This window comes from Prosthecodimorpha hirschii, assembly GCF_001305515.1.
Lineage (GTDB): Bacteria > Pseudomonadota > Alphaproteobacteria > Rhizobiales > Ancalomicrobiaceae > Prosthecodimorpha > Prosthecodimorpha hirschii.
Window position 1 is genome coordinate 3,138,869 of record NZ_LJYW01000001.1, and the last position, 20,700, is coordinate 3,159,568.

Annotated in this window: 26 protein-coding genes; 8 read left to right on the forward strand and 18 right to left on the reverse strand. The window is 69.5% G+C overall.

The genetic code is table 11. The features are described 5' to 3' along the window. The coding region (locus ABB55_RS13675) for a DNA translocase FtsK 4TM domain-containing protein (RefSeq protein ID WP_152982260.1) at positions 1-241 on the reverse strand (241 nt) is incomplete at its 3' end. Between the two features lie 4 nt (positions 242-245). Further along, positions 246-1,526, reverse strand: a complete 1,281-nt coding sequence (locus tag ABB55_RS13680) for an aminotransferase class I/II-fold pyridoxal phosphate-dependent enzyme (RefSeq protein ID WP_083463604.1) — start codon at positions 1,524-1,526, stop codon at positions 246-248. Between the two features lie 420 nt (positions 1,527-1,946). Here ABB55_RS13680 and ABB55_RS13685 point away from each other — a divergent pair, with 420 nt between their 5' ends. Together ABB55_RS13685 and ABB55_RS13690 are read left to right on the forward strand one after the other, a co-directional pair. Further along, positions 1,947-2,204 (forward strand): hypothetical protein, encoded by a 258-nt coding sequence (locus ABB55_RS13685; RefSeq protein WP_054359300.1) that lies wholly within the window; start codon positions 1,947-1,949, stop codon positions 2,202-2,204. Positions 2,205-2,485: 281 nt separating this feature from the next. Next, complete coding sequence (locus tag ABB55_RS13690; RefSeq protein ID WP_054359301.1) at positions 2,486-2,755, forward strand: hypothetical protein; 270 nt, start codon at positions 2,486-2,488, stop codon at positions 2,753-2,755. A 178-nt stretch (positions 2,756-2,933) separates the two neighbouring features. On the opposite strand, the gene ABB55_RS13695 is transcribed toward ABB55_RS13690, so the two are convergent. From ABB55_RS13695 to ABB55_RS13710, 4 genes are all read right to left on the reverse strand, one after another. Further along, positions 2,934-3,539: an NUDIX hydrolase gene (locus ABB55_RS13695; RefSeq protein WP_054359302.1), complete on the reverse strand. Its 606-nt coding sequence runs from the start codon at positions 3,537-3,539 to the stop codon at positions 2,934-2,936. A gap of 124 nt (positions 3,540-3,663) precedes the next feature. Next, positions 3,664-4,266 carry a DsbE family thiol:disulfide interchange protein gene (locus ABB55_RS13700; protein WP_054359303.1) on the reverse strand — a complete coding sequence of 201 codons (603 nt, stop codon included), beginning with the start codon at positions 4,264-4,266 and terminating at the stop codon, positions 3,664-3,666. After that, positions 4,263-4,475, reverse strand: a complete 213-nt coding sequence (gene ccmD, locus ABB55_RS13705; protein WP_054359304.1) for a heme exporter protein CcmD — start codon at positions 4,473-4,475, stop codon at positions 4,263-4,265. Before ccmD ends, ABB55_RS13700 begins: the two co-directional genes overlap by 4 nt. Positions 4,476-4,482: 7 nt before the next feature. Then, positions 4,483-5,217, reverse strand: a complete 735-nt coding sequence (locus tag ABB55_RS13710; protein ID WP_054359305.1) for a heme ABC transporter permease — start codon at positions 5,215-5,217, stop codon at positions 4,483-4,485. Between the two features lie 369 nt (positions 5,218-5,586). On the opposite strand from ABB55_RS13710, the gene ABB55_RS13715 reads away from it, so the two are divergent. Beyond that, complete coding sequence (locus tag ABB55_RS13715; RefSeq protein ID WP_054359306.1) at positions 5,587-5,988, forward strand: DUF423 domain-containing protein; 402 nt, start codon at positions 5,587-5,589, stop codon at positions 5,986-5,988. A gap of 230 nt (positions 5,989-6,218) precedes the next feature. After that, the gene (locus tag ABB55_RS30375; RefSeq protein ID WP_160321234.1) at positions 6,219-6,395 is read left to right on the forward strand and encodes a hypothetical protein; all 177 of its coding nucleotides are present in this window, start codon (positions 6,219-6,221) and stop codon (positions 6,393-6,395) included. Between the two features lie 122 nt (positions 6,396-6,517). On the opposite strand, the gene ABB55_RS13720 is transcribed toward ABB55_RS30375, so the two are convergent. After that, complete coding sequence (locus tag ABB55_RS13720) at positions 6,518-6,850, reverse strand: hypothetical protein (protein ID WP_054359307.1); 333 nt, start codon at positions 6,848-6,850, stop codon at positions 6,518-6,520. 587 nt (positions 6,851-7,437) lie between these two features. Here ABB55_RS13720 and ABB55_RS13725 point away from each other — a divergent pair. Continuing rightward, the gene (locus tag ABB55_RS13725) at positions 7,438-7,821 is read left to right on the forward strand and encodes a hypothetical protein (protein WP_054359308.1); all 384 of its coding nucleotides are present in this window, start codon (positions 7,438-7,440) and stop codon (positions 7,819-7,821) included. Positions 7,822-7,956: 135 nt separating this feature from the next. Here ABB55_RS13725 and ABB55_RS13730 read toward each other — a convergent pair whose 3' ends face one another. The 4 genes from ABB55_RS13730 to ABB55_RS13745 form a co-directional block, all read right to left on the reverse strand. Next, positions 7,957-8,205 (reverse strand): hypothetical protein, encoded by a 249-nt coding sequence (locus ABB55_RS13730; protein ID WP_054359309.1) that lies wholly within the window; start codon positions 8,203-8,205, stop codon positions 7,957-7,959. A gap of 269 nt (positions 8,206-8,474) precedes the next feature. Then, positions 8,475-9,248 carry a phosphodiester glycosidase family protein gene (locus ABB55_RS13735; protein WP_054359310.1) on the reverse strand — a complete coding sequence of 258 codons (774 nt, stop codon included), beginning with the start codon at positions 9,246-9,248 and terminating at the stop codon, positions 8,475-8,477. A gap of 136 nt (positions 9,249-9,384) precedes the next feature. Next, on the reverse strand, positions 9,385-11,331 hold the full coding sequence (gene acs / locus ABB55_RS13740; RefSeq protein WP_054359311.1) for an acetate--CoA ligase: 1,947 nt from the start codon (positions 11,329-11,331) through the stop codon (positions 9,385-9,387). Between the two features lie 289 nt (positions 11,332-11,620). Further along, complete coding sequence (locus ABB55_RS13745) at positions 11,621-12,142, reverse strand: gamma-glutamylcyclotransferase family protein (protein ID WP_054359312.1); 522 nt, start codon at positions 12,140-12,142, stop codon at positions 11,621-11,623. 153 nt (positions 12,143-12,295) lie between these two features. Between ABB55_RS13745 and ABB55_RS13750 the strand changes: the two genes are divergently transcribed. Both ABB55_RS13750 and ABB55_RS13755 read left to right on the forward strand, forming a co-directional pair. After that, positions 12,296-12,535 carry a hypothetical protein gene (locus ABB55_RS13750; protein ID WP_054359313.1) on the forward strand — a complete coding sequence of 80 codons (240 nt, stop codon included), beginning with the start codon at positions 12,296-12,298 and terminating at the stop codon, positions 12,533-12,535. Positions 12,536-12,645: 110 nt separating this feature from the next. Then, positions 12,646-13,068 carry a VOC family protein gene (locus ABB55_RS13755; RefSeq protein WP_054359314.1) on the forward strand — a complete coding sequence of 141 codons (423 nt, stop codon included), beginning with the start codon at positions 12,646-12,648 and terminating at the stop codon, positions 13,066-13,068. On the opposite strand, the gene lhpI is transcribed toward ABB55_RS13755, so the two are convergent. The 7 genes from lhpI to ABB55_RS13790 form a co-directional block, all read right to left on the reverse strand. Then, a complete protein-coding gene (lhpI, locus tag ABB55_RS13760; RefSeq protein WP_054359315.1) occupies positions 13,048-14,013 on the reverse strand; it encodes a bifunctional Delta(1)-pyrroline-2-carboxylate/Delta(1)-piperideine-2-carboxylate reductase in 966 nt (321 codons plus the stop codon). The two genes, ABB55_RS13755 and lhpI, sit on opposite strands and share 21 nt — an antisense overlap. A gap of 165 nt (positions 14,014-14,178) precedes the next feature. Continuing rightward, on the reverse strand, positions 14,179-14,532 hold the full coding sequence (locus tag ABB55_RS13765; RefSeq protein WP_083463605.1) for a lipopolysaccharide assembly protein LapA domain-containing protein: 354 nt from the start codon (positions 14,530-14,532) through the stop codon (positions 14,179-14,181). A gap of 193 nt (positions 14,533-14,725) precedes the next feature. Continuing rightward, entirely contained in the window at positions 14,726-15,022 is a 297-nt protein-coding gene (locus tag ABB55_RS13770; RefSeq protein WP_054359316.1) for an integration host factor subunit beta, read from the reverse strand. Positions 15,023-15,045: 23 nt separating this feature from the next. Continuing rightward, the gene (gene sppA / locus ABB55_RS13775) at positions 15,046-16,011 is read right to left on the reverse strand and encodes a signal peptide peptidase SppA (protein ID WP_054359317.1); all 966 of its coding nucleotides are present in this window, start codon (positions 16,009-16,011) and stop codon (positions 15,046-15,048) included. Positions 16,012-16,167: 156 nt separating this feature from the next. Further along, positions 16,168-17,862 (reverse strand): 30S ribosomal protein S1, encoded by a 1,695-nt coding sequence (gene rpsA / locus ABB55_RS13780; protein ID WP_054359318.1) that lies wholly within the window; start codon positions 17,860-17,862, stop codon positions 16,168-16,170. A gap of 382 nt (positions 17,863-18,244) precedes the next feature. After that, a complete protein-coding gene (cmk, locus tag ABB55_RS13785) occupies positions 18,245-18,886 on the reverse strand; it encodes a (d)CMP kinase (protein WP_054359319.1) in 642 nt (213 codons plus the stop codon). 24 nt (positions 18,887-18,910) lie between these two features. Next, complete coding sequence (locus tag ABB55_RS13790; protein WP_054359320.1) at positions 18,911-19,603, reverse strand: glutathione S-transferase family protein; 693 nt, start codon at positions 19,601-19,603, stop codon at positions 18,911-18,913. A 166-nt stretch (positions 19,604-19,769) separates the two neighbouring features. Here ABB55_RS13790 and ABB55_RS13795 point away from each other — a divergent pair, with 166 nt between their 5' ends. After that, positions 19,770-20,663, forward strand: coding sequence for an undecaprenyl-diphosphate phosphatase (locus ABB55_RS13795; protein ID WP_083463606.1), 894 nt, complete (start codon positions 19,770-19,772; stop codon positions 20,661-20,663). Positions 20,664-20,700 lie beyond the last annotated feature (37 nt).

A 20,700-nucleotide genomic window follows, 5' to 3' on the forward strand; every position in this document is an offset into this window, starting at 1 on the left:
CGATCAGCTGGAAGGTGAGATCGGCGACGATCGCCCCCGGCCGGCCGAGCAGGTTGCGCGGCACGGCCTGGGTGGCGTTCGAATAGCTCGGATCGGTCACCGACCAGCTCGCCAGCGCCACCGCCACGGCACCCGTGACGGCCAGCACGCCGATACCGAGAAGACCGGCCAGATTGCGCGTCACGATCTGGCGCAGGTCGGTATCCATCGGCAGGGAGGCTTCGGTACGCGATGACCGCATGGTCTCAAGCCCTCGTTCGGCCCCTCAGGGCCGGATGCAGAATGTCGGCAATACGGCTGAGCCCGTCCTCGGTGGCCGGCAGGTCGTCCACCAGAGCGACGCGCAGGAAATCGGCGCCGGGATTGGTTCCGTCCCGGCCCGGTGCGGCGAGATAGCTGCCCGGCACGACCCGGACGCCGCCCTCGCGCCAGAGCCGCAAGGTGGCGGCCTCGCCGGCATCGAAGCCGTCCTCCGCGAGGCCGGTCACGTCGAGCCACAGAAAGAAGCCGCCCTCCGGCGTGACCGGGCCGAAGACCGGGCCGAGGATGCGCTCGGCGGCCGCGTATTTGGCGTTGTAGAGGCGCCGGTTGGCCTCGACATGGGCCTCGTCGCTGAAGGCCGCGACCGCGACCGCCTGGACCGGCTCCGGCACCTGCGGGGCGGCCATGTTGCGGAAGCGCGTCCAGCGCGCCAGGAAGGCCGGGTCGCCGGCGGCAAAGCCGCAGCGCAGGCCGGGCAGGTTGGAGCGCTTGGAGAGCGAGTTGAAGGCGACGACCCGGTCGAAACCCTCCGCGGTGGTCGCGGCGGCTTCGAGCACGCCGGCCGGCGGGACCGAGCGGTAGATTTCCGAATAGCACTCGTCGGCGAGCAGCATGAAGTCGTGCCGGCGGGCCAGCGCGATCAGGTCGAGCCAGCCGGCGCGCGAGACGACCGCCCCCTGCGGATTGGCCGGCGAGGCGAAGAACATCGCCACCGTGCGGGCCAGCAGATCCGCGTCGAGCGCCGCCGGATCGGGCAGGAAGCCGGTCTCGGCGGTCGCCGGAACCATGACGGGCTCGCAACCGGCGGCGACGCAGCCGGCCGCATAGGCCTGATAGAACGGATTGGGGATCAGGATGGCCGGGTTGGCGACCGCCTTGGCCGAGCTCATCCGCGCCTCGAGGGCGGCAAAGAACAGGCCCTCGCGCGAGCCGTTGAGCGGCAGGATCATGGTCGCCGGATCGATCCGGCCGTCGAGCCCGTAGCGCCGGCCGAGCCAGCCGGCGACGGTCTCGCGGAAGGCGTCGGTGCCGCGGATGGCCGGATAGCGGCCGAAGCCGGCAATCTCGCGCTGCAACGCGGGTCCGACGAAATCCGGGACCGGATGGCGCGGCTCGCCGACCACCATCACGATCGGCGGCCGGCCCGGCGCGCGGCCTTCGAGCAGCGTGGCCAGCCGCTGGAAGGGCGACACGAATGTGCCGCCCGCGGTCTCGGCGGAGCGCGGCGCGGTCGGATGGGCGGTCGTGGCGGCGGGGGCGGACATCGTTAGCAATCCCTTGTCGGAGGAAGACTAGGTCGGACCGGTTAAGGGGCCTTTAACCAAGCCGGATCGTTGGGCGGCCGTTGCCGGCGCCGAAAGCCGCAACGAAAGCCGCAGCGGCGATGGGGCGACGGCCGGTTTAGCCCGCCCGGGCGGCGAGCGGAATGCAAGGCCGCCATGCACTGCCGCGTCGGCCCGCGCGGTGCGGAGGGCGGCCCATGCCGGCGCCGGCACGGAACGCGACCGGCGATTCGCCGCCGGCGCCGCGATCGAAGGACCCGGGCGGGGCTCACGGTCTCGTGATCGGCCGCCACGAAAATGTACGGATTCTAAATGGCGGTCTCACCACCGGTTCAAGGGCCGGAGGGCAATCTCGCGTCATCAGGGATCGAGAGACGATCCACCGAAACGGGAGAAACGAACATGCTGCGCAAGACCCTCATGGCCCTCGCCGCCACCGCCGCCCTCGCCACCGGCACCATCGCCGCCACCTCCGCCGCCGAGGCGAAGGTCGTCATCAAGGTCGGCGGGGGTGGCTACTACGGCGGCTATTACGGCGGCTACTACGGCCCGGCCTACGGCGGCTACTATGGCGGTTACGGCGGCGGCTGCGTCAGCAAGCCGAAGCTGGTCTACACCCCCTGGGGCCCGGTCTGGAAGACCAAGACCTTCTGCTACTGATCGCCAAGGCGCGCGCCGATCCGACCGGGTGCTGCCCGGTCGGATCAGGCCTCTTCGCTATACGGCAATGAACGATCCGCAATTTCACCTGTATTCGCAAAAACTGCCGCGATTTCGTCTTTATTTCTGGAACGCGGTAACCCGATATTCATCGCTCACTATGAAATGAACGGTAGATGAACGACGCCATCAGGGCAAGTTCACGCATATGGACTATTGTTGCTCACATCAAATGCGCGACCGGTCATTGAACAGGTCGCCATGGCGATGGGAGACAGCAAATGAAGAAACTCGTTCTCGGCCTTGCCGCTGCCACCGGCCTCGCGCTCGCGACGGTCCCGGTCACGACCACCACGGCCGAAGCCGGCTGGAAGCACAACGGCCATCACGGCGGTCACAAGTGGCACGGCCATCACGGCCATTGGCATGGCGGCAAGGTCGTCGTCCGTCCGTGGGGCTATCCGGCCTATTACGGCTACGGCTATCCGGGCTGCCGCTGGAAGGTGAAGTATCGCGGCCATCACGCCTACAAGGTCAAGGTCTGCTACTGATCGCAGGCCTTCAGCCTCGCTGGTCCGGCCAGGCACATCAGCCCCCCGCCTTCCGGCCACGAGACCCCGCCGCCCCAAGCGGCGGGGTTTTCTGTTGTCTGCGGGACGGATGGCCGGCGCCGATCGGCCCGGTGCTTCCGGGTGCCGGCGCCGCCGTCTGCCGATGGGGTCTGCCCGCTCAGGCCGGCTCGGGCGGTTGTGCGGGGCCGAAGCCGGCCGGCCGGCCGCGGAAGCGTTCGCCGGTCTCGCCGGCCGGATTGACGAAGGGCGCCGGCGCGGTGCCGGACCGGACCGCCTGTTCGTGTTCGAGCGCCCATTCCACCGACGGGAAGGCCAGCTCAGACCAGGGCAGTTCGTCCGGCTCGAACAGGCGCACCTCCAGGCTTTCCGGGCCGGCCGCGAAGGGACCGGCCAGTTCGGCCCGATAGATCAATTGCACCTGGCTGATCCGGGGCACGGAATAGACCGCCAGCAGGGCATGCAGCCGGATTTCGGCGCCGGCCTCCTCGAAGGCCTCGCGGCGCGCGCCGTCCTCGGGCGTCTCGCCGAGTTCCAGATAGCCCGCCGGCAGCGTCCAGTAGCCGCGCCGCGGCTCGATCGCGCGGCGGCAGAGCAGGATCGCGGAGCCGGCGCGCACCACGCTGCCGACGACCAGCTTCGGATTCTCGTAGGCGACGAAGCCGCAATCGCGGCAGACATTGCGCTCGACCGTGTCGCCGTCCGGGACGGAGCGCCGGAAACGTGACGCCGTCGGGGCTCCGGTCTCGAAATCCTCCACCGCCATGATGCCTCCTCCCGGCCGCCCCTTTTCTTGCGGCCCGCCCGTCTTTGCAGCCCGTCCCTTTCTGCAGCCCCGACAGTCCGGTGGGCATGGCCCCGATCGCGTGATCGGCGCGGCGCCGGGGCCCTCAGCGGCGGGCGATCGCCTTCCGGATTTCGGGTTCGAGCTTCGCGGCATAGCCCTCGGGGCTGAGCGGGCCGATGAACTTGTAGGCGATCCGCCCGTCGGCGGCCACCAGGAAGGTCTCCGGCACGCCGTAGACGCCCCAGTCGATCGCCGCCCGGCCTTTCTGGTCGGTGCCGACGGCCGCGAAGGGATTGCCGAGCTGGCCGAGGAAGCGCAGCGCGTTTTCCGGCTCGTCCTTGTAGTTGATGCCGACCAGCCGGACGCGCGGGTCCTTGGCGATCTCGTTCAGGATCGGGTGCTCCTGCCGGCACGGCACGCACCACGACGCCCAGACATTGACGATGGTCACCCGGCCCTTCAGGTCGGCGCTGGTCAGCCCCGGCACGGCGGCGCCGTCGCGGGTGAGCCCGCCGAGCGGCGCCAGCGCGAAGTCCGGCACCGGCTTGTCGATCAGCACGGACGGGATTTCCGAGGCGTCGCGCGGCTTCAGCACCAGGAAATAGGCGAACAGGCCGGCCATGGCGGCGAAGACGACCAGCGGCAGGGCGACCAGCCAGGGGCGGCGGGCCGGAACCGGCGGTTCGGGCTGAAGCTCGGTGGTCATTCCGCCTCCGCGGGCATGGCCGCCTCCGCAGGCGCGGACGCCTTGGCCGCATCCGAGCGCCGGCGCAGGCCGCGCGCCTCGAGATCCTTCAGGATCCGGCGCTGGGCCGCGAGGTCGGCCCGGATCCAGACGATCAGACCGAGCACCACCACGGCGGTGACCAGATAGGCGGCGACGATGAAGCCCCAATGGGGCCCGAGACCTGCCATGATCGGTCTACCCCGCCACTGCCGAGGCCTGCAGCATCCGCAGCGTGCGGATGCGCCGGCGCAGAATCTCGTTGCGCATGGCCATCAGGTGCAGCGTGACGAACAGCACCGTGAAGCCGAGCGCGGTAACGAGCAGCGGCCAGAGCATCGAGGGATGGATGGTCGGGCCGCCGAGCCGGAACACCGAGGCGGGTTGGTGCAGGGTGTTCCACCAGTCGACCGAGAACTTGATGATCGGAATGTTGACGATGCCGACCAGCGTCAGCACGGCGGCCGCGCGGCCGGCCTTGATCGGATCCTCCAGCGTCTGCCAGAGCGCGATCAGGCCGAGATACATGATGAACAGGACCAGGACGGAGGTCAGCCGGGCATCCCACTCCCACCAGGTGCCCCACATCGGCTTGCCCCAGAGCGAGCCGGTGACCAGGCACACGAAGGTGAAGGCGGCGCCGACCGGGGCGGCGGCCTTGGCGGAAACGTCGGCGAGCGGATGGCGCCAGATCAGCGTGCCGAGCGACGAGGCGGCCATGATCGAATAGCCGAACATCGACAGCCAGGCGGCCGGCACATGGATGAACATGATCTTGACCGTCGCGCCCTGCTGGTAGTCGTCCGGCGCGATGCCGAAGACGAGGCCGAGGCCGACGGCGATCAGCAGCGCGGCAAGCGCACCGAGCCAGGGCAGGAGCTTCTCCACCAGACCCAGGAAGCGGGTCGGGTTGGCATAGTCGATCAGGGCCATCATGCCTCCGGCGGGCGCGGTCTGCAGGGTGCCGCATTCCGAGCGCCGTCCTCCGGCCCGGAGGCGCGTCAGACGGCGAGGGGACACTAAAGCGGCGGTCCGGCTTGTTCAATGACCGAGGTCGCGGCATCGCGCACCGCTTTCGATCAAGTTTCGATCAGCAAACGGCTCCGGATCACTGCGTAGGCGTCTTCATCCGGACGGGTTGCCGGCCTGCCGTCCGCGGCGGCGGCGAACCCCGCCGGTGCCCGACGGCCGATCCCCCGATTGCCGTCGCCCGCGGCGGCCGGCGGGTCGGGGCCCATGTCCGGCGCTTGCCGTGGCCGGGCCGCGGGGCCACAGTCCGGCGCCCGAACGGAGACCCCCGCCATGCCGCCGATCGCCCGCCTGCATCTCTTCCTCGCCGGATGTCTCGGCGCCACCGGTGTGGCGCTGGCGGCCGCGGCGAGCCATCTCGCGACGCGCGGCGTGCCGGGTGGCGACGCCGCCGCCGCCGCCGGGCTCGGTCCGGCCAGCCTGCTGCTGGTCGCCCATGGCGCGGGACTGGCGGCCCTCGCGGCGCTCGGCATGGGCTTCCGGTCGCGCACGATCGCGCTCGCCGGCTTCGTGCTCGCCCTGGGCAGCCTGCTCTTCGCCGGCGACCTGGCGCTGCGCGCCTTTCACGGCACGCGGCTCTTTCCCAATGCCGCCCCGCTCGGCGGCTCGACCATGATCGCCGGCTGGCTCCTGGTCGCCCTGGGCGCGCTCCTGGCCCGGCGTCCGCGGGCCTGATCGGCCGTCCCGACGCCGAAACGGCGCGCCGATCCCGGCGATCGCGCCGCCTCCGGGCGCTCGGACTCATGCGGCTGGTTGCGGAACCGGATGGCTTACCGCACGTTATGGCTTGGACTGGGCGGTCAGTGAGCCGCCGACGGCGTCTCTGCGGGCACGCCGGAACCGTCACAGGCTGGCGCGCCGCCGGGGAAGTCCCGTCCGGCGTCGAGCGCCCGAGGGATCGAGCCATGCGTTTGGGATTCGTGTTCTTTCTCCTGGCCGTCGCGATCGGCTACGACGCCATCCAGTATGACGGCGCCTACACCAAGGAGGCATGGCGGCATGTCCGCGATGCCGGCACCCAGATTTCGAAGCAGATCGACCGCACCCTCGACCGCCCGCCGGCCGAAAAGACCGCGCTGTAAGGTCGGCATGGCCGGCCGGGCAGGCCCGATCGGCTTTGCTCTTTCGCGGCAGCCGGCCGGTGGGGCGGCTGCCGGCAAAGTCTCCCCGCGTCCGGCGTCGGCTCCCGATGCCGGGCGCAAGATCACTTCGCCTGAGAGCCCGATTCCCGGCTGACCGACGCCATCTCGGCCAGGAGGTCGTCCAGGCTTTCCCGGAGCGTGTCGAGATGGGCGGCGAGCCGGACGCGGAAATCGCGTCCCTCGGGATGGATCGGATCCGACATGGCCAGACGCCGTCCGATCACGTCGAGGCTCGCGGCGAGATCCTGAAATTCGGCGATGCCGGCATGGCCCAGCGTCCGGGCCGCCTCCGCGAGATCGTCCACGTTGCGCCGCAGGGCCGCCTCGGCTTCGCCGATCAGCGTCGATGCCGACGGCGCATCGCCTTCGTCTGGTTCCGGTTTTTCCTGCTGCATGCGACACCTCGTCTCACTCGCGGGTCGCTCGGACTATGGGGCGTCGCACCGGGCCGGGACAATGTCAGGTCGTGGCCATCGTGCTGAAATTGTCGGCACGGCCGCGCTTCAGTAGAAGGGCGGTCATGCCGAAGTCTGTCCCAAATGGGCCTCAATGAGGCCAAGTTCATCCGTCAGGTCATGGTCCAGCAACGAGCGCAAGACTGATCGAGCCGGACGCTGGAACGGGTGCGTGTTCGGTCGAACCGTATGCCTAAACGGACGCGTGTTTGATCGAACCGTATCTTGAAGCACATGCGTGTTTGGTCGAACCGTGCTGCAGGATACGGCAGAGCCTGAAGCGGGCCGCCCGGGTGGCCGTGAGACGGTCGGCGAGGTCCGATCTCAACCTTCCGAACACAGGCCGGATCCATCGAAATCCGATGCGGATGACCCGTCATCTGGATCGGATCCGTCCCGTTCGGCGTTCATGTCAGGTCGGCCGAAACGGCTGTCCCGGCGATCAGCACGCGCCCGCGACACACCATCGGCCCGGACCCGGCGTCCGGGCCCCAGGGCCGAGGCGGGCCCAAGGGATGAGGACAGACATGAACACACGACTCCTGGTCATGGCCGCGCTGGCCGGTGGCATCGCCCCGGCCGCAGCCGGCAGCCGGCCCGCCGGCTATGACGGGACATGGGCGGTCAGCCTGGTCACCGAGAGCGGGTCCTGCGACCGCAGCTACCAGGCCAAGGTCGCGATCCGCGACGGCCGGATCCAGCCGGCCGGCGGCAGCGAGACGGCGGCGATCTCGGGCGGCGTCGGCGTCGACGGTCGCATCGCGCTGGACATTCGCCAGAGCCTGGCGCGCGCCGACGTCTCGGGCCGCCTGAAGGGGCGATCGGGCGCCGGCATCTGGCGCGTCGACATGATGGGCTGCAGCGGCAAATGGACGGCGTTCCGGGAGACGGCGGAAGCGCGCGTCAACTGACCCGGTTCTGCCCGGCCCGCATCGGTCGGGACGGCGAAATCGCGCCCGCATTGCGGTCACGAATCGCCGGCTTCCCGTGTCCCTCGACGATCGCTCCGCGATCGATGGCCCCGCGATGGGTTTCCTGCCGGGCGGTCAGCCGCAGACCCTGTGTTCGACCAGCATGCGCGCCACGGCGGCCCGCCACAGCAGGTCGGGCTGGGTCTCGCCGTCGCGGGCTTCCGAGACGATCCGCCGGGCCAGCTCCCGCCGGTCTACCGTCGGCGCGAACGCGGTGCCGGAGCGGCGGATATGCCGCTCCGCCTTGAGGAATGCGATCTCGATGTCGGCGAGTTGCGCCGGCTCGAAGATGCCGTCACGGAGGCTGTCCTTGCAGCGTGCCATGATCCACTCCCGTTCGCGATCCTCCAAGAGTGCCACGTCGCGCCGCCAATGCAAGGAAACTTCTTCGCGAATTTTAACGATTGCGGCGACGGCATTCGCGAAAACGGACCGCCGGAGGCATGTCGACGAAGGAATGCGGGGTCGGGCCCGACATCGACTTGCCCGCATGGAGCGAAAACGTCAGCCTTGCTGGCGCATTCCTGCGATCCTCCCGGCCCATCGTTCGGCCGGCGCCGGGCCGGGCCCGAGATCGGATTGGCCGGCCGCCATCAGCGCCGCGTCTCGACGACGCCGAGGATCGGCCCGAGCGGATAGGACGTGTCCGACCGACCCGCCGCCGGCCAATGCACGGCCGAGATGGTGCCGTCGAGGAACAGGGCGTCGGTCGCGCCGAAGCGGTCGCGGAACAGCTCTGCGAAGTCGTGGAAATTGATCGGCGTCTCGGCCTTGACCAGGATCACGCGCGTTCCGTCCAGCACGGCGACGCCGTTGCGGATCTTGCGGCTGTCGGAGCCGGCCCGGAAGGCCGGGTGCGGGGCGCCGCGCCGGAGCAGCATCGGCCCCGACTGGGTGGCGAATTGCGGCTTCAGCCCGGAGGCCAGGAACTGGCCGGTCTCGCTGATGCCGGCCCGGCCCCGGTCGATCCAGAACACACCGTTCGGCTTCAGATGGAAATTGCCGGGTCCGTCGGCGGTGCTGGCCGTCCGCATCGGCCGGCCGTTCTCGACATGGAGCCCGACCGGCGAGAGATCGGCATGATACATGCCGCCGTTGACGGCGAGCGCGAGGCGCAGGCCCTGCCGCTCGAGATCGGCTTCCAGCGATCGGAACGAGCCGTAGGGCCGGCCCTCGGCGTCCGCCCAGAACAGGCGCAGGTTGTCGCGGGCGAGATCGACCGTGCACACCGTCAGCCGCACGGCATCGGCCGTCTCGGACCGGCAGCGGTCGTCGGCCAGGGCGGGGGCAGGGGCGGCCAGCGGGCGCGACAGGGCGAGCGTGGCGGTCAGGAGGGCGGCGGCGAGGCGCAGGACGGCCGGGATCATGCAATGCCTTCCGTTTGCCCCCGCCGCAGGGAAGCGGCCGAGATGGACGGAATTGCGGCCGGGCGGACCTCCACACACACGAAGGCCCCGGGATCGCGCCCGGGGCCTCGGTCGTTCCAGCGATGATGCGGATCGGTCAGCCGACCTTGCGGTTCTGCCGGTTCTCGATCAGGTCGTCGACCACGCCCGGATCGGCCAGCGTCGAGGTGTCGCCCAGGCTGTCGAAGGAATCCTCGGCGATCTTGCGCAGGATGCGGCGCATGATCTTGCCCGAACGGGTCTTCGGCAGGCCCGGCGAGAACTGGACCAGGTCCGGCGAGGCGATCGGGCCGATCTCCTTGCGCACCCAGGCGACCAGCTCCTTGCGCAGCTCCTCGGTCGGCTCGATGCCGGTCATCAGCGTGACATAGGCGTAGATGCCCTGGCCCTTGAGGTCGTGCGGATAGCCGACCACGGCGGCTTCGGCGACCTTCGGATGGGCGACCAGCGCGCTCTCGACTTCCGCCGTGCCCATGCGGTGGCCGGAGACGTTGATCACGTCGTCGACGCGGCCGGTGATCCAGTAGTAGCCGTCGGCATCGCGCCGGCAGCCGTCGCCGGTGAAGTAGGTGCCCTTGTAGGCCGAGAAATAGGTCTGCACGAAGCGCTCGTGATCGCCGAACACGGTGCGCATCTGGCCCGGCCAACTGTCCAGGATGACCAGGTTGCCCTCGGTCGCGCCGGTCAGGATGTTGCCCTCGGCATCGACCACGGCCGGCTGCACGCCGAAGAAGGGCCGCGTCGCGGAACCGGGCTTCAGGGCGGTGGCGCCGGGCAGCGGGGTGATCAGGATGCCGCCGGTCTCGGTCTGCCACCAGGTGTCGACGATCGGGCAGCGCGCGTCGCCGACCACGTTGTAGTACCAGACCCAGGCTTCCGGATTGATCGGCTCGCCGACCGAGCCGAGCACGCGCAGGCTGGCGCGCGAGGTCTTCTTCACATGGCCTTCGCCGGCGCCCATCAGCGAGCGGATCGCGGTCGGGGCGGTGTAGAAGATGTTGACCTGGTGCTTGTCGACCACCTCCCAGAAGCGGGCCGGCGACGGATAGGTCGGAATGCCTTCGAACATCACCGTGGTGGCGCCGTTGGCGAGCGGGCCGTAGACGATGTAGCTGTGCCCGGTGACCCAGCCCACGTCGGCCGTGCACCAGTAGACCTCGCCGGGATGATAGTCGAACACCAGTTCATGCGTGATCGACGCATAGACCAGATAGCCGCCGGTCGAATGCAGCACGCCCTTCGGCTTGCCGGTGGAGCCGGAAGTGTAGAGGATGAACAGCGGATCCTCGGCATTCATCGGCTCGACCGGGCAATCGGCCGAGACGGCGGCGGCGGCCTCGTCGTAGTAGATGTCGCGGCCGGCGGTCATGTCCATCGCGCTGCCGGTGCGGCGGACGACCAGCACGGTCTCGACGCCGGTGATCTTCTTCAGCGCGGCGTCGACATTGGCCTTCAGCGGCACCTTGCGGCCGCCGCGCAGGCCCTCGTCGGCGGTGATCACCACCGCGGAGCCGCAATCCTCGATGCGGCCGGCCAGGCTGTCCGGCGAGAAGCCGCCGAAGACGATCGAATGCACCGCGCCGATGCGCGCGCAGGCCAGCATCGCATAGGCGGCCTCGGGGATCATCGGCAGGTAGATGGTGACGCGGTCGCCCTTCTTGACGCCGCGCGCCTTCAGCACGTTGGCGAAGCGGCTGACTTCGTCCTTCAGCTGCGCATAGGTGATGTGCTTGGAATCGGCCGGGTCGTCGCCTTCCCAGATGATCGCCGTCTGGTTCGGCCGGGTCGCGGCATGGCGGTCGACGCAGTTGGCGGCGACGTTCAGTTCGCCGTCCTCGAACCACTTGATCGACACGTTGTGCGGATCGAAGGACGTGTTCTTGACCTTGGTGAAGGGCTTGATCCAGTCGATGCGCTGGGCCTGCTCGCCCCAGAAGCCATTCGGATCGGTCACCGACCGCTCGTACATGGCCTTGTATTTCGCGTCGTCGACCAAGGCCGCCTTGGCGACTGCTTCCGGCACCGGGAACACGTTGTCCGACATAAGCCACCTCCCAAGAAGATTTTTCACGGACGGCGACCGAAGCCGGTCCCGTCATGGCCGTCCGATTGCTCGGTTTCGGCCGGCATTATGGGCATTTGGGCCGGCCAGTCCATAAGCGCGCGTTGCAGACTTTGGTCGCGCTACGAAGGATCGAGGCTTGGAATGACAGGGAAATCCAGCCCCGACCGGACGGTGCGGCGGGCCTTGCGGGCTTCTACGGACCGGCGCGACGGGCGCAAACCGCCGCGCTGGGGCCGGCTTTGCCCTCCGGGGCCGGTTCGGCCGCGGCTCAGCCGGTGCGGCGGTTGGCGCCGAGCCGGGCGGCGGCGCGCGCATAGACGTCCGGCCACAGATCGGCCGAGGCCTCGTGGGGGACGCGGCCGAAATGGTCCATGACCAGTTCGGCGGCGGCGAGCGCGAACGGCTTGGCGGTCGCCTGCCAGCGCTCCAGCGACCAGGTCTCCTCGGTCGCGGCCAGAAGCCCGGTCGATTCGAAGAACTGCGCCCGCACCGGTCCGGCGGCCGTCAGGACCTCGGTCTCGGCGAGGCGGTAGTCGGTGGTTTCATAGAAGGCGATGCGCGCGATCACGGTCGGGTCGGGGAGGTCGACCAGCAGTCCGCCGGCCCGATGGCCTTGTTCGGCGGCGAGCACCGGATAGGCCTCGCCGTCGGCCCGTCGCGCCCGGTGGCCGGCCATGGCCGCCGGCCGGATCGCGAAATCCGCGAAGGGCCGGCCCGCGACCAGCGCGAACAGGTCCGCGTCGCGCAGCGAGCCGAAGAAGAACAGCGGCAGGGACTCGGTCAGGATCATGGGCGGGGCTCCCCTCGACCCGTCCGCCGGGCCCCTCTTCGTGAGCGCGCAGTATCGCGTCGCGGGCCGGCATGGCAAGGGGCGGCGGGCGCCGCTTACGCTTTGTTAAGGCTTGCGGTCGCAGGCTCGTCGGGTTGGAACCGGAGATCCGAAATGCCCGAGGCTCGTCCGCTCGCCGCTACCGCCGCGCCGTCGCGCCGGGCCGCCCTGATCGGGCTTACGGCCGGCCTTCTGGGCACCGTGTCGCTGATCCTCGCCCTGCCGGCGATCGCCGGACAGCCCGGCGCTTCGATGACCGCCCCGCTGGTCGTGATGAGCGCGGCCTTCGTCGGCGCCATCCTGGCGGCCGCGGAAGCGGCCCGCTCGCCCGCCGACAGCACCGGAAGAAACTGATCGCCATCGTCGTGTCATGATCCCCGCCATGCTGCTGCCTGGGGGGTACCGAACGGACGGCCCTCGGCCGGAGCGCAGGCTCCGCGGCCGACCCACCGCGAAGGGATGACATGGACACGCACGGCAGTTTCGTCTGGAACGAGCTCAACACCCGCGACCCCGAGCGCGCGAAGGCCTTCTATGCCGCGCTGCTCGGCTGGACCTTCGAACCGATGGCCATGCCGGAGGGGACCTACTGGCTGGCCAAGGTCGACGGCCGGCCGGTCGCCGGCATCTTCACCATGAGCGGCGCCGAATTCGACGGCATCCCGGAACACTGGTTCCCGTATCTGTCGGTCTCCGACATCGATGCCGCCGCGGGCGCGGTCGCGACCGCCGCCGGACAGGTGCTCCGCGCCCCCTGGGATGTCCCGGGCGTCGGGCGGATCGCCATCCTGCGCGACGTGAACGGGGCAGCCTTCGGGGCGATGACGCCGGTGCCGATGCCCGAACAGCCGGACGCCGGCGCGCCGTCAGGCGCCGGCGACGCGTGACCAGACCAGCCGCGCCGCCGCGAGATCCTCGAGTGCGGTTCCGACCGACTTGAACAGCGTGATCTCGTCGGCGCCGCGGCGTCCCGGATCGGTGCCGCGGCAGAGATCGAACAGGTCGGCGACCACGTCGGCGGCCGTGATCACGCCGTCGGCGATCGGGCGCACGATGTCGCCGGCCTCCTTGAGGGCGCCGCCGCGCGTGTCGACGAAGACGCGCGCCCGGCGGACCGCCTCGTCGTCGCTCTCGCGCATGGCCGGCGTGAAGGCGCCGACCAGGTCGACATGGCTGCCCGGCTTCAGCCAGGCGCCGCGGATGACCGGCTCGGACGACAGCGTCGCGGCGGAGACTATATCGGCCTCGGCCACCGCGGCGGCGAGATCGGTGACGGCGGTGACGCGATAGGGCCGGCCGGCCAGGCTTTCGGCCAGCGCGACGGCCTTCTCGGGCCGATGGTTCCAGACCGCGACCTCGCGGATCGGGCGCACGCTGGCATGGGCCTCGATCAGATGCGGAGCCAGCGCGCCGGCACCGACCATGACCAGCCGTGCGGCGTCCGGCCGGGCGAGCGTGCGGGCGGCCAGCGCCGAGGCGGCGGCGGTCCGGCGCAGCGTCAGCCGCGAGCCGTCCATCATGGCGACGGGCTCGCCGGTCACCCCCGACATCAGTAGATAGCTGCCGACCACGCTGGCCTTGCCGCGTTCGGCATTGCCGGGCACCACATTGACGATCTTGATGCCGATCATCGGATCGCCGTCGAAGCCGGTCGAAACGTCGTCCCAGGCCGGCATCAGCAACAGCATGGCGTCCGGCTCGCCGGCGCGGGCGACCGGATGGTGATGGCGGACCGGCGTCACCACCTGGCCGCGGAAGGCGGCCTCCAGGGCATCGACCAGATCGGGATAGACCAGCAGGCGGCCGACTTCCTCGGCCTCGACGACGCGCATGGGAACCTCTGACCAGCGGGGGAAACGGCGACGCCATCCGGCCGAACGAGCGGATGGCGCCATTCAGGATGAAGGTCGGGCGGCCGGCTGTGGCGCGCCCGGCACTGCGGATCCGGCACTGCGGGTCCGGCGGCGCGTCCGGTCGGCGGGCGCCCCGATTGCGCTTCAGGCCGCGCGGCGGCCGGGGCCGGACAGCGCCAGGGCGGCACGGCGTGCCTCGCGGTCGCGCTCTGCGGACGCCTCGCGTTCGCCCAGGAGCCGCTCGGTCTCGGCGCGCAGGCGCCGCTCGGACCGGCGATGGCGACCCTGGTTGAGCCAGACGGCGACGCCGCCGATGACCACGCCGATCATCAGCACGGCGAAGAAGATCAGATAGAGCGGCAGTTCGACCGACAGCGCCGGAGCATCGGGGCGGAACGGATCGAGCGACAGCTTGACCGGCGCACGGTTGGCCACCGCCAAGGCCACCAGGACGATGCCGACCGGCACCCCGACGAGCCACCACAGAATTCGCGACATTCACGTCTCCCCGGGTCCGGACCGGCGGCGATAGCGCCGCGGACCCTCATTAACGTCCGGTTCACCATCCGGCCAATCGGCCGGCCACCGGCCTGCGTGGACCCCCCGGCCCACTGCCCCGACGACCGGAGCCGAGGCTTCCGGTCGCGGCGGCTTCGGTCACGGCCGTGCCGATTCGCGGCCGATCGGTCGGTCAGTCGCCGAGATCGACACCGTCGTTGAGACGCTCGCGCATCTCCTTGCCGGTCTTGAAGAAGGGCACGTACTTCTCGGTCACCGCGACCTTCTGGCCGGTGCGCGGATTGCGGCCGGTGCGCGAGGGGCGGTTCTTGACCGAAAAGGCGCCGAAACCGCGCAGTTCGACCCGATCCCCGCGCATCAGCGCGTGTCCGACCTCGTCCAGGACGGCGTTGACGATGTGCTCGACATCGCGCTGGTAGAGATGCGGGTTGCGTTCGGCGAGGCGCTGCACCAGTTCGGACTTGATCATCGATCCATCCCCCCGGGATTTCCTCAATTTTTCAAGCCTTCAGGGTGCCAAACGGAGGTCAGACCGTCAAGCGCGGCGCCGCCGCGTGCGGCATCTTCCATACCGAGCCCGACGAGCACGCCGCGGGTCGCGGCGGTCACGGCCGATTGCGCCAGATCCCAGCCGAACTTGTCGTCGCGCGGCTTCCAGTCCCGGACGGGGAGATCCTTGTCGACGCCCTTGGCCGTCTCCAGCCAGCGTCGGGCGGCCTCCGGGCCGCCGAGCTCGTCGACCAGCTTGGCGTCGAGCGCCTGCGCGCCGGTAAAGACGCGCCCGTCGGCCAGCCGCCTGGCTTCGTCCGGCCCCAGGCTGCGGCGCTCGGCGACGAGGCCGACGAACCAGCCGTAGCTGTCCTGGATCATCCGGTCGACCGCGGCGCGGGCCTCGGGACTGACCGGCTTGAACGGGGTCGGCTCGGCCTTGAGCGGGGAGGACTTCACCTCCTCGAACTTGACGCCGACCTTGGCGAGCAGTTCCGAAACGTCGGCCCACTGGGCGATCACGCCGATCGAACCGGTCAGGGCGCTGCGCCGCACGATGATCCGGTCGGTGCCGAGCGCGGCCATGTAGGCGGCCGACGCCGCCAGGCTGTCGACATGGGCGACGGTCGGCTTCTTCTTGGCGAGTTCGCGCAGGCCCTCGTAGAGCGCCTCGCCGCCCGACGTGGCGCCGCCCGGCGAGTTGATCTCGACGATCACGCCCTTGACGGAGGTCGACTTGCCGATCCGCTCCAGCATTTCCTGGAACTTGCGGTCCGGCCGGATGAAGCCGGAAATCGAGATGCGCGCCACATGCGGGGTCGACTGCTGGGCGAAATTCTTGATCGTGCCGGCTTCGGTCAGGCCGACCACCAGCGCGGCGCCGGCGGCCAGGAAGGCGGCGATGCGCCAGAAGCCGATCTTCCGCTTCAGGCGGCGCCGGTCGAGGACAACGTCCGGATCGAGATGCATGGCGGTCTCCTTGGGTGGCCAGGGGTACCAGCCCGCCTCACGGGCGGCAAGAGCCGCAGCGCGCTCCCTCGAATGCAGAAGACCCGCGCCGGTCGCCCGGCGCGGGTCTGAGGATCGGTCCGGGTCGGCACCGCCGGAGCGGTGCCGGGCTGGGGACTAGCGGTCGTCCTGGCGCGCCTTGAGGGCGGCGCCGAGGATGTCGCCGAGCGAGGCGCCGGATTCGGACGAGCCGAACTGCGCGATCGCTTCCTTCTCTTCGGCCACTTCGAGGGCCTTGATCGACACCTGGACCTTGCGGGTCTTGCGGTCGAACTGGACCACGCGCGCATCGACGCGCTCGCCGGCGGCGAAGCGGTCGGGGCGCTGCTCGGCACGGTCACGGCTGAGCTCGGAGCGCTTGATGAAGGTGGTGAACTCGGTATCGACGATCTTCACCTCGATGCCCGAATCCTTCACGTCGGTCACTTCGCAGGTGACGATCGCGCCGCGGCGCAGGTCGCCCGCCTTCTCGAAGGGGTCGCCGGCAAGCTGCTTGACGCCGAGGGAGATGCGCTCCTTCTCGACATCGACATCGAGCACCACCGCCTTGATCTTGTCGCTGCGGCGGAATTCCTCGATGACCTGCTCGCCCGGACGGTTCCAGTCGAGATCCGACAGGTGGACCATGCCGTCCACGTCGCCATCCAGGCCGACGAACAGACCGAACTCGGTCTTGTTCTTGACCTCGCCCTCGACGACGGTCCCGATCGGGTACTTGTCGACGAAGACTTCCCACGGATTGGCGAGGGTCTGCTTGAGGCCGAGGGAGATGCGGCGCTTGACCGGATCGACCTCGAGCACCATGACCTCGACCTCCTGGGAGGTGGAGACGATCTTGCCCGGATGGACGTTCTTCTTGGTCCACGACATCTCGGAGACGTGGATCAGGCCTTCGATGCCCGGCTCCAGTTCGACGAAGGCGCCGTAGTCGGTGATGTTGGTCACGCGACCGGAGAACTTCGTGCCGACCGGATACTTGGCGGCGATGCCATCCCACGGATCCGCCTCAAGCTGCTTCATGCCGAGCGAGATGCGGTGGGTTTCCGGGTTGACGCGGATGATCTGGACCCGGACGGTCTGGCCGATCGAGAGGACCTCGCTCGGATGATTGATGCGGCGCCACGCGATGTCGGTGACATGCAGCAGGCCGTCGATGCCGCCGAGGTCGACGAACGCACCGTAGTCGGTGATGTTCTTGACCACGCCGTCGACGATCTGGCCTTCCTGCAGGCTCTGGACGAGCTCGGAACGCTGTTCGGCGCGGGTCTCTTCCAGGACGGTCCGGCGCGAGACGACGATGTTGCCGCGGCGCTTGTCCATCTTGAGGATCTGGAAGGGCTGGTTGATGTGCATCAGCGGGCCGACGTCGCGGACCGGACGGATGTCCACCTGGGAGCGCGGCAGGAACGCCACGGCGCCGTCGAGGTCGACCGTGAAGCCGCCCTTGACCTGGTTGAAGATCACGCCGGTGACCTTCTCGTTCTTGTTGAAGGCCTCCTCGAGGCGCAGCCAGCTCTCTTCGCGGCGCGCCTTCTCGCGGCTGATGACCGCTTCGCCGAGCGCATTCTCGACCCGGTCGAGATAGACCTCGACGATGTCGCCGACCTTGATCTGGCCGTCACGCGCCTGGACGCCGAATTCCTTGAGCGGAACGCGACCTTCGACCTTCAGGCCGACGTCGATGACCGCCAGATCCTTCTCGATGCCGACGACGGTGCCCTTGACGACGGTGCCTTCGAACAGCTCGCCGCCGGTATAGGACTCTTCGAGAAGGGCCGCGAAATCCTCGCGGGAGGGGTTGAGTTGAGACATTAACGCTCCTGGTGCCGCCGTCACGGCCATGTGCGCCGGCTGGGGTTCGAAGTTGCACGGCGGTCCCGAAACCGCTCGGCTCCCCGCGACGGGCGGAGGAGCGCCGACGGGCATGCCCGTCGAGCCGGCGCCGGCGAGCGGCGGGTCGAGACCGTATTCCTGTGTGGTCCGGCACCAAGACGGGCGGATCGGTAGGGTTCGAACCCCCGTCCCGCCCAGGCACTGTCCTGCCCATGGCAGGCGCCGGCCCGCGGAAACGGACCGGCTCGCTCGGAAAACGTGGGCTGCTATAGCCCTTTCGGCCGGTCTCGGCAAGGCGAGCCGTCGCGCTAGAGCGGTCAAATCGCGTGGCCGGCCGCGGCTTTCGCTGAATTCCGGAGCGTCAGCCGCGCCGGCCGTCGATGATCGCGGTCGCGGCCGCGAAGGCGCCGTCGCGGTCGAGATGGCTGGTGTCGAGCAGGACCGCGTCGGGGGCGGGCTTCAGGGGGGCGGTCGGGCGGCCCGAATCGCGCGCGTCGCGCTCGCGCACCTCGGCGAGGATGCGCTCGTAGTCGACGGTGCGGCCCTTGGCGGCCAGTTCGTCGGTGCGGCGGCGCGCGCGCACCTCCGGCGAGGCGGTGACGTAGATCTTCACGTCGGCTTCCGGGCAGATCACGGTGCCGATGTCGCGTCCGTCCAGCACCGCGCCGGGCATGCGGGTGGCGTAGCCGCGCTGGAAGGCGACCAGCGCCTCGCGCACCGAGGGGTGGACGGCGACGCGCGAGGCGAGCTCGCCGGATTCGCGGCCGCGCAGGCCGGGATGCTTCAGGTCTTCCGGATCGAGCGCCTCGGCGATCTGGCCGGCCAGCACGGCATCGTCCAGGTCGAAGCCGCGATCGGCCATCAGCCGGCCGATGGCGCGGTAGAGCAGGCCGGTATCGAGATAGGGCAGGCCGTAATGCCCGGCGAGGCGCTCGGCGAGGGTGCCCTTGCCGGCCGCAGCGGGGCCGTCGATGGCGATGACGAAGGGCTTCTCGGTCGGCATGGGGCCCGGCTCGGATCGAAAGGGTCAGAAATCCAGGTCGGCGTAATGCGGCGCGGGCGGGATGGCAAGGATTCTGTCAGCCAGGATCGGCCGGAAGGACGGCCGCGACTTGATCCGGCTGTACCAATGGCGGGCCTGCTCGTCGTCGTCCCAGGCGATCTCGCCGAGATAGTCGGCGCAGGACAGCGTCGCGGCGGCAGCCAGATCCGCGAAGGTCAGCTTCGGACCGGCGAGCCAGTCGCGGGTGCCGGCGAGATAGCCGACATATTTCAGATGGTGGCGGACATTGGCCCGGGCGGCGCGCAGCACCGCCGAATCCGGCGCCCCGCCGCCGGCCTCGCGCGGCATTTCGAGCTTGTAGATCTTCTCGTTGACGAGATAGCCGGTGACCTCGCCCTCGAACTTGATCAGGAACCACTCGACCAGCCGGCGCACCTCGGCGCGCACCTCGGCATGGTTCGGCATCAGCCGCCGGTCGGCCATCGCGTAGCCGCGGGTCTCGTCGATATATTCCATGATCGGCGCGGCGCCGCAGATCGGCGGACCGCCATTCTCGCTCATCACCGGCAGAGTCCCGGCCGGGTTCATGAGCAGGAATTCGCGGCGCCGGTCCCAGGGCCGCTCGACGACATATTCGGTCTGGATCCCGTATTCGGCGGCGACCAGACGCACGAAGCGCGAGGCGGCCGAAAAGGGATGATGGAAGACTTTCAGCATGCGTCGCCGAATCCCGTTTTTCCGTCTGAAACGGACGGTCGCGCCCTGGTCGGGAGCGGGCGCCGGTCGCTTGGCCATTCGGATGGCGATGCGGTATAGAGCCGCCACAGCCCCCGAACAACCCCGATCGCGCCGGCATCCGCGAATTTAGCCGAGAGGTCATTGCATGAATCTTGATCGTGCCGTCGAGGCCCTCGTTTTCGGCGCCGTCGAAGGATTGACCGAGTTCCTGCCGGTCTCCTCGACCGGCCATCTCCTGCTGCTCGGCCACGTTCTCGGGGTCGACGGGGAGGGGGCATCCTGGAAGACCTTCGTGGTCCTGATCCAGCTCGGTGCCATCCTGGCCATCCTGCTGGTCTATTTCCGCCGGCTGCTCGGCATCGCGCTCGCCCTGCCGAGCGATCCGGGCGCGCGCCGCTTCGTCGCCGGCATCCTGATCGCCTTTCTGCCGGCGGCGGTGATCGGCGCCGGCTTGCACAAATATATCAAGGAAGTGCTGTTCGAGAGCCCGGTGACGATCTGCATCGCGCTGATCGTCGGCGGCATCATCCTGCTCATGATCGACCGGATGCGCCTGAAGCCGCGCTATACCGACATCACGGCCTATCCGATGTCGCTCTATCTGAAGATCGGCTTCTGCCAGTGCCTGGCGATGATCCCGGGCGTGTCGCGTTCCGGTTCGACCATTGCCGGGGCCCTGCTGATGGGGACCGACAAGCGCTCGGCGGCCGAGTTCTCGTTCTTCCTGGCCATGCCCACCATGGTGGGCGCCTTCGTGTACGACCTCTACAAGAACAAGTCGGTGCTCGATTTCGCCGATGCGCAATATATCGCGCTCGGCTTCGCGGCGGCCTTCGTGGCCGGCCTGATCGTCGTCAAGCTGTTCCTGGAGATCGTCTCCCGCCGGGGCTTCGCGCCCTTCGCCTGGTGGCGCATCGCCGTCGGCACGCTCGGGCTGATCGCCGTCCTGGCCTTCCCGCAGGGGCATCTGCGCAAGTCGGCCGAGATCGCGCCGGCCTACCGGGCCGCCCCCGGCATGGTCATGGCTGCGGTCCTCTGACGGTCGCCGCGGACGCCGACGCAAAACGGGCGGCCCT

Bases quoted from the DNA above. Each gene is read 5' to 3' on its own strand.
- lhpI (WP_054359315.1), bottom strand. From the start codon at position 14,013: ATGCGCGTCGTCGAGGCCGAGGAAGTCGGCCGCCTGCTGGTCTATCCC.
- ABB55_RS13730 (WP_054359309.1), bottom strand. From the start codon at position 8,205: ATGGCACGCTGCAAGGACAGCCTCCGTGACGGCATCTTCGAGCCGGCG.
- ABB55_RS13750 (WP_054359313.1), top strand. From the start codon at position 12,296: ATGCCCGAGGCTCGTCCGCTCGCCGCTACCGCCGCGCCGTCGCGCCGG.
- ABB55_RS13770 (WP_054359316.1), bottom strand. From the start codon at position 15,022: ATGATCAAGTCCGAACTGGTGCAGCGCCTCGCCGAACGCAACCCGCAT.
- sppA (WP_054359317.1), bottom strand. From the start codon at position 16,011: ATGCATCTCGATCCGGACGTTGTCCTCGACCGGCGCCGCCTGAAGCGG.
- ABB55_RS13700 (WP_054359303.1), bottom strand. From the start codon at position 4,266: ATGACCACCGAGCTTCAGCCCGAACCGCCGGTTCCGGCCCGCCGCCCC.
- ABB55_RS13720 (WP_054359307.1), bottom strand. From the start codon at position 6,850: ATGCAGCAGGAAAAACCGGAACCAGACGAAGGCGATGCGCCGTCGGCA.
- ABB55_RS13745 (WP_054359312.1), bottom strand. From the start codon at position 12,142: ATGATCCTGACCGAGTCCCTGCCGCTGTTCTTCTTCGGCTCGCTGCGC.
- ABB55_RS13765 (WP_083463605.1), bottom strand. From the start codon at position 14,532: ATGTCGCGAATTCTGTGGTGGCTCGTCGGGGTGCCGGTCGGCATCGTC.
- ccmD (WP_054359304.1), bottom strand. From the start codon at position 4,475: ATGGCAGGTCTCGGGCCCCATTGGGGCTTCATCGTCGCCGCCTATCTG.
- ABB55_RS13795 (WP_083463606.1), top strand. From the start codon at position 19,770: ATGAATCTTGATCGTGCCGTCGAGGCCCTCGTTTTCGGCGCCGTCGAA.
- ABB55_RS30375 (WP_160321234.1), top strand. From the start codon at position 6,219: ATGCGTTTGGGATTCGTGTTCTTTCTCCTGGCCGTCGCGATCGGCTAC.
- ABB55_RS13725 (WP_054359308.1), top strand. From the start codon at position 7,438: ATGAACACACGACTCCTGGTCATGGCCGCGCTGGCCGGTGGCATCGCC.
- ABB55_RS13755 (WP_054359314.1), top strand. From the start codon at position 12,646: ATGGACACGCACGGCAGTTTCGTCTGGAACGAGCTCAACACCCGCGAC.
- acs (WP_054359311.1), bottom strand. From the start codon at position 11,331: ATGTCGGACAACGTGTTCCCGGTGCCGGAAGCAGTCGCCAAGGCGGCC.
- ABB55_RS13690 (WP_054359301.1), top strand. From the start codon at position 2,486: ATGAAGAAACTCGTTCTCGGCCTTGCCGCTGCCACCGGCCTCGCGCTC.
- ABB55_RS13710 (WP_054359305.1), bottom strand. From the start codon at position 5,217: ATGGCCCTGATCGACTATGCCAACCCGACCCGCTTCCTGGGTCTGGTG.
- ABB55_RS13680 (WP_083463604.1), bottom strand. From the start codon at position 1,526: ATGTCCGCCCCCGCCGCCACGACCGCCCATCCGACCGCGCCGCGCTCC.
- cmk (WP_054359319.1), bottom strand. From the start codon at position 18,886: ATGCCGACCGAGAAGCCCTTCGTCATCGCCATCGACGGCCCCGCTGCG.
- ABB55_RS13790 (WP_054359320.1), bottom strand. From the start codon at position 19,603: ATGCTGAAAGTCTTCCATCATCCCTTTTCGGCCGCCTCGCGCTTCGTG.
- rpsA (WP_054359318.1), bottom strand. From the start codon at position 17,862: ATGTCTCAACTCAACCCCTCCCGCGAGGATTTCGCGGCCCTTCTCGAA.
- ABB55_RS13685 (WP_054359300.1), top strand. From the start codon at position 1,947: ATGCTGCGCAAGACCCTCATGGCCCTCGCCGCCACCGCCGCCCTCGCC.
- ABB55_RS13715 (WP_054359306.1), top strand. From the start codon at position 5,587: ATGCCGCCGATCGCCCGCCTGCATCTCTTCCTCGCCGGATGTCTCGGC.
- ABB55_RS13735 (WP_054359310.1), bottom strand. From the start codon at position 9,248: ATGATCCCGGCCGTCCTGCGCCTCGCCGCCGCCCTCCTGACCGCCACG.
- ABB55_RS13695 (WP_054359302.1), bottom strand. From the start codon at position 3,539: ATGGCGGTGGAGGATTTCGAGACCGGAGCCCCGACGGCGTCACGTTTC.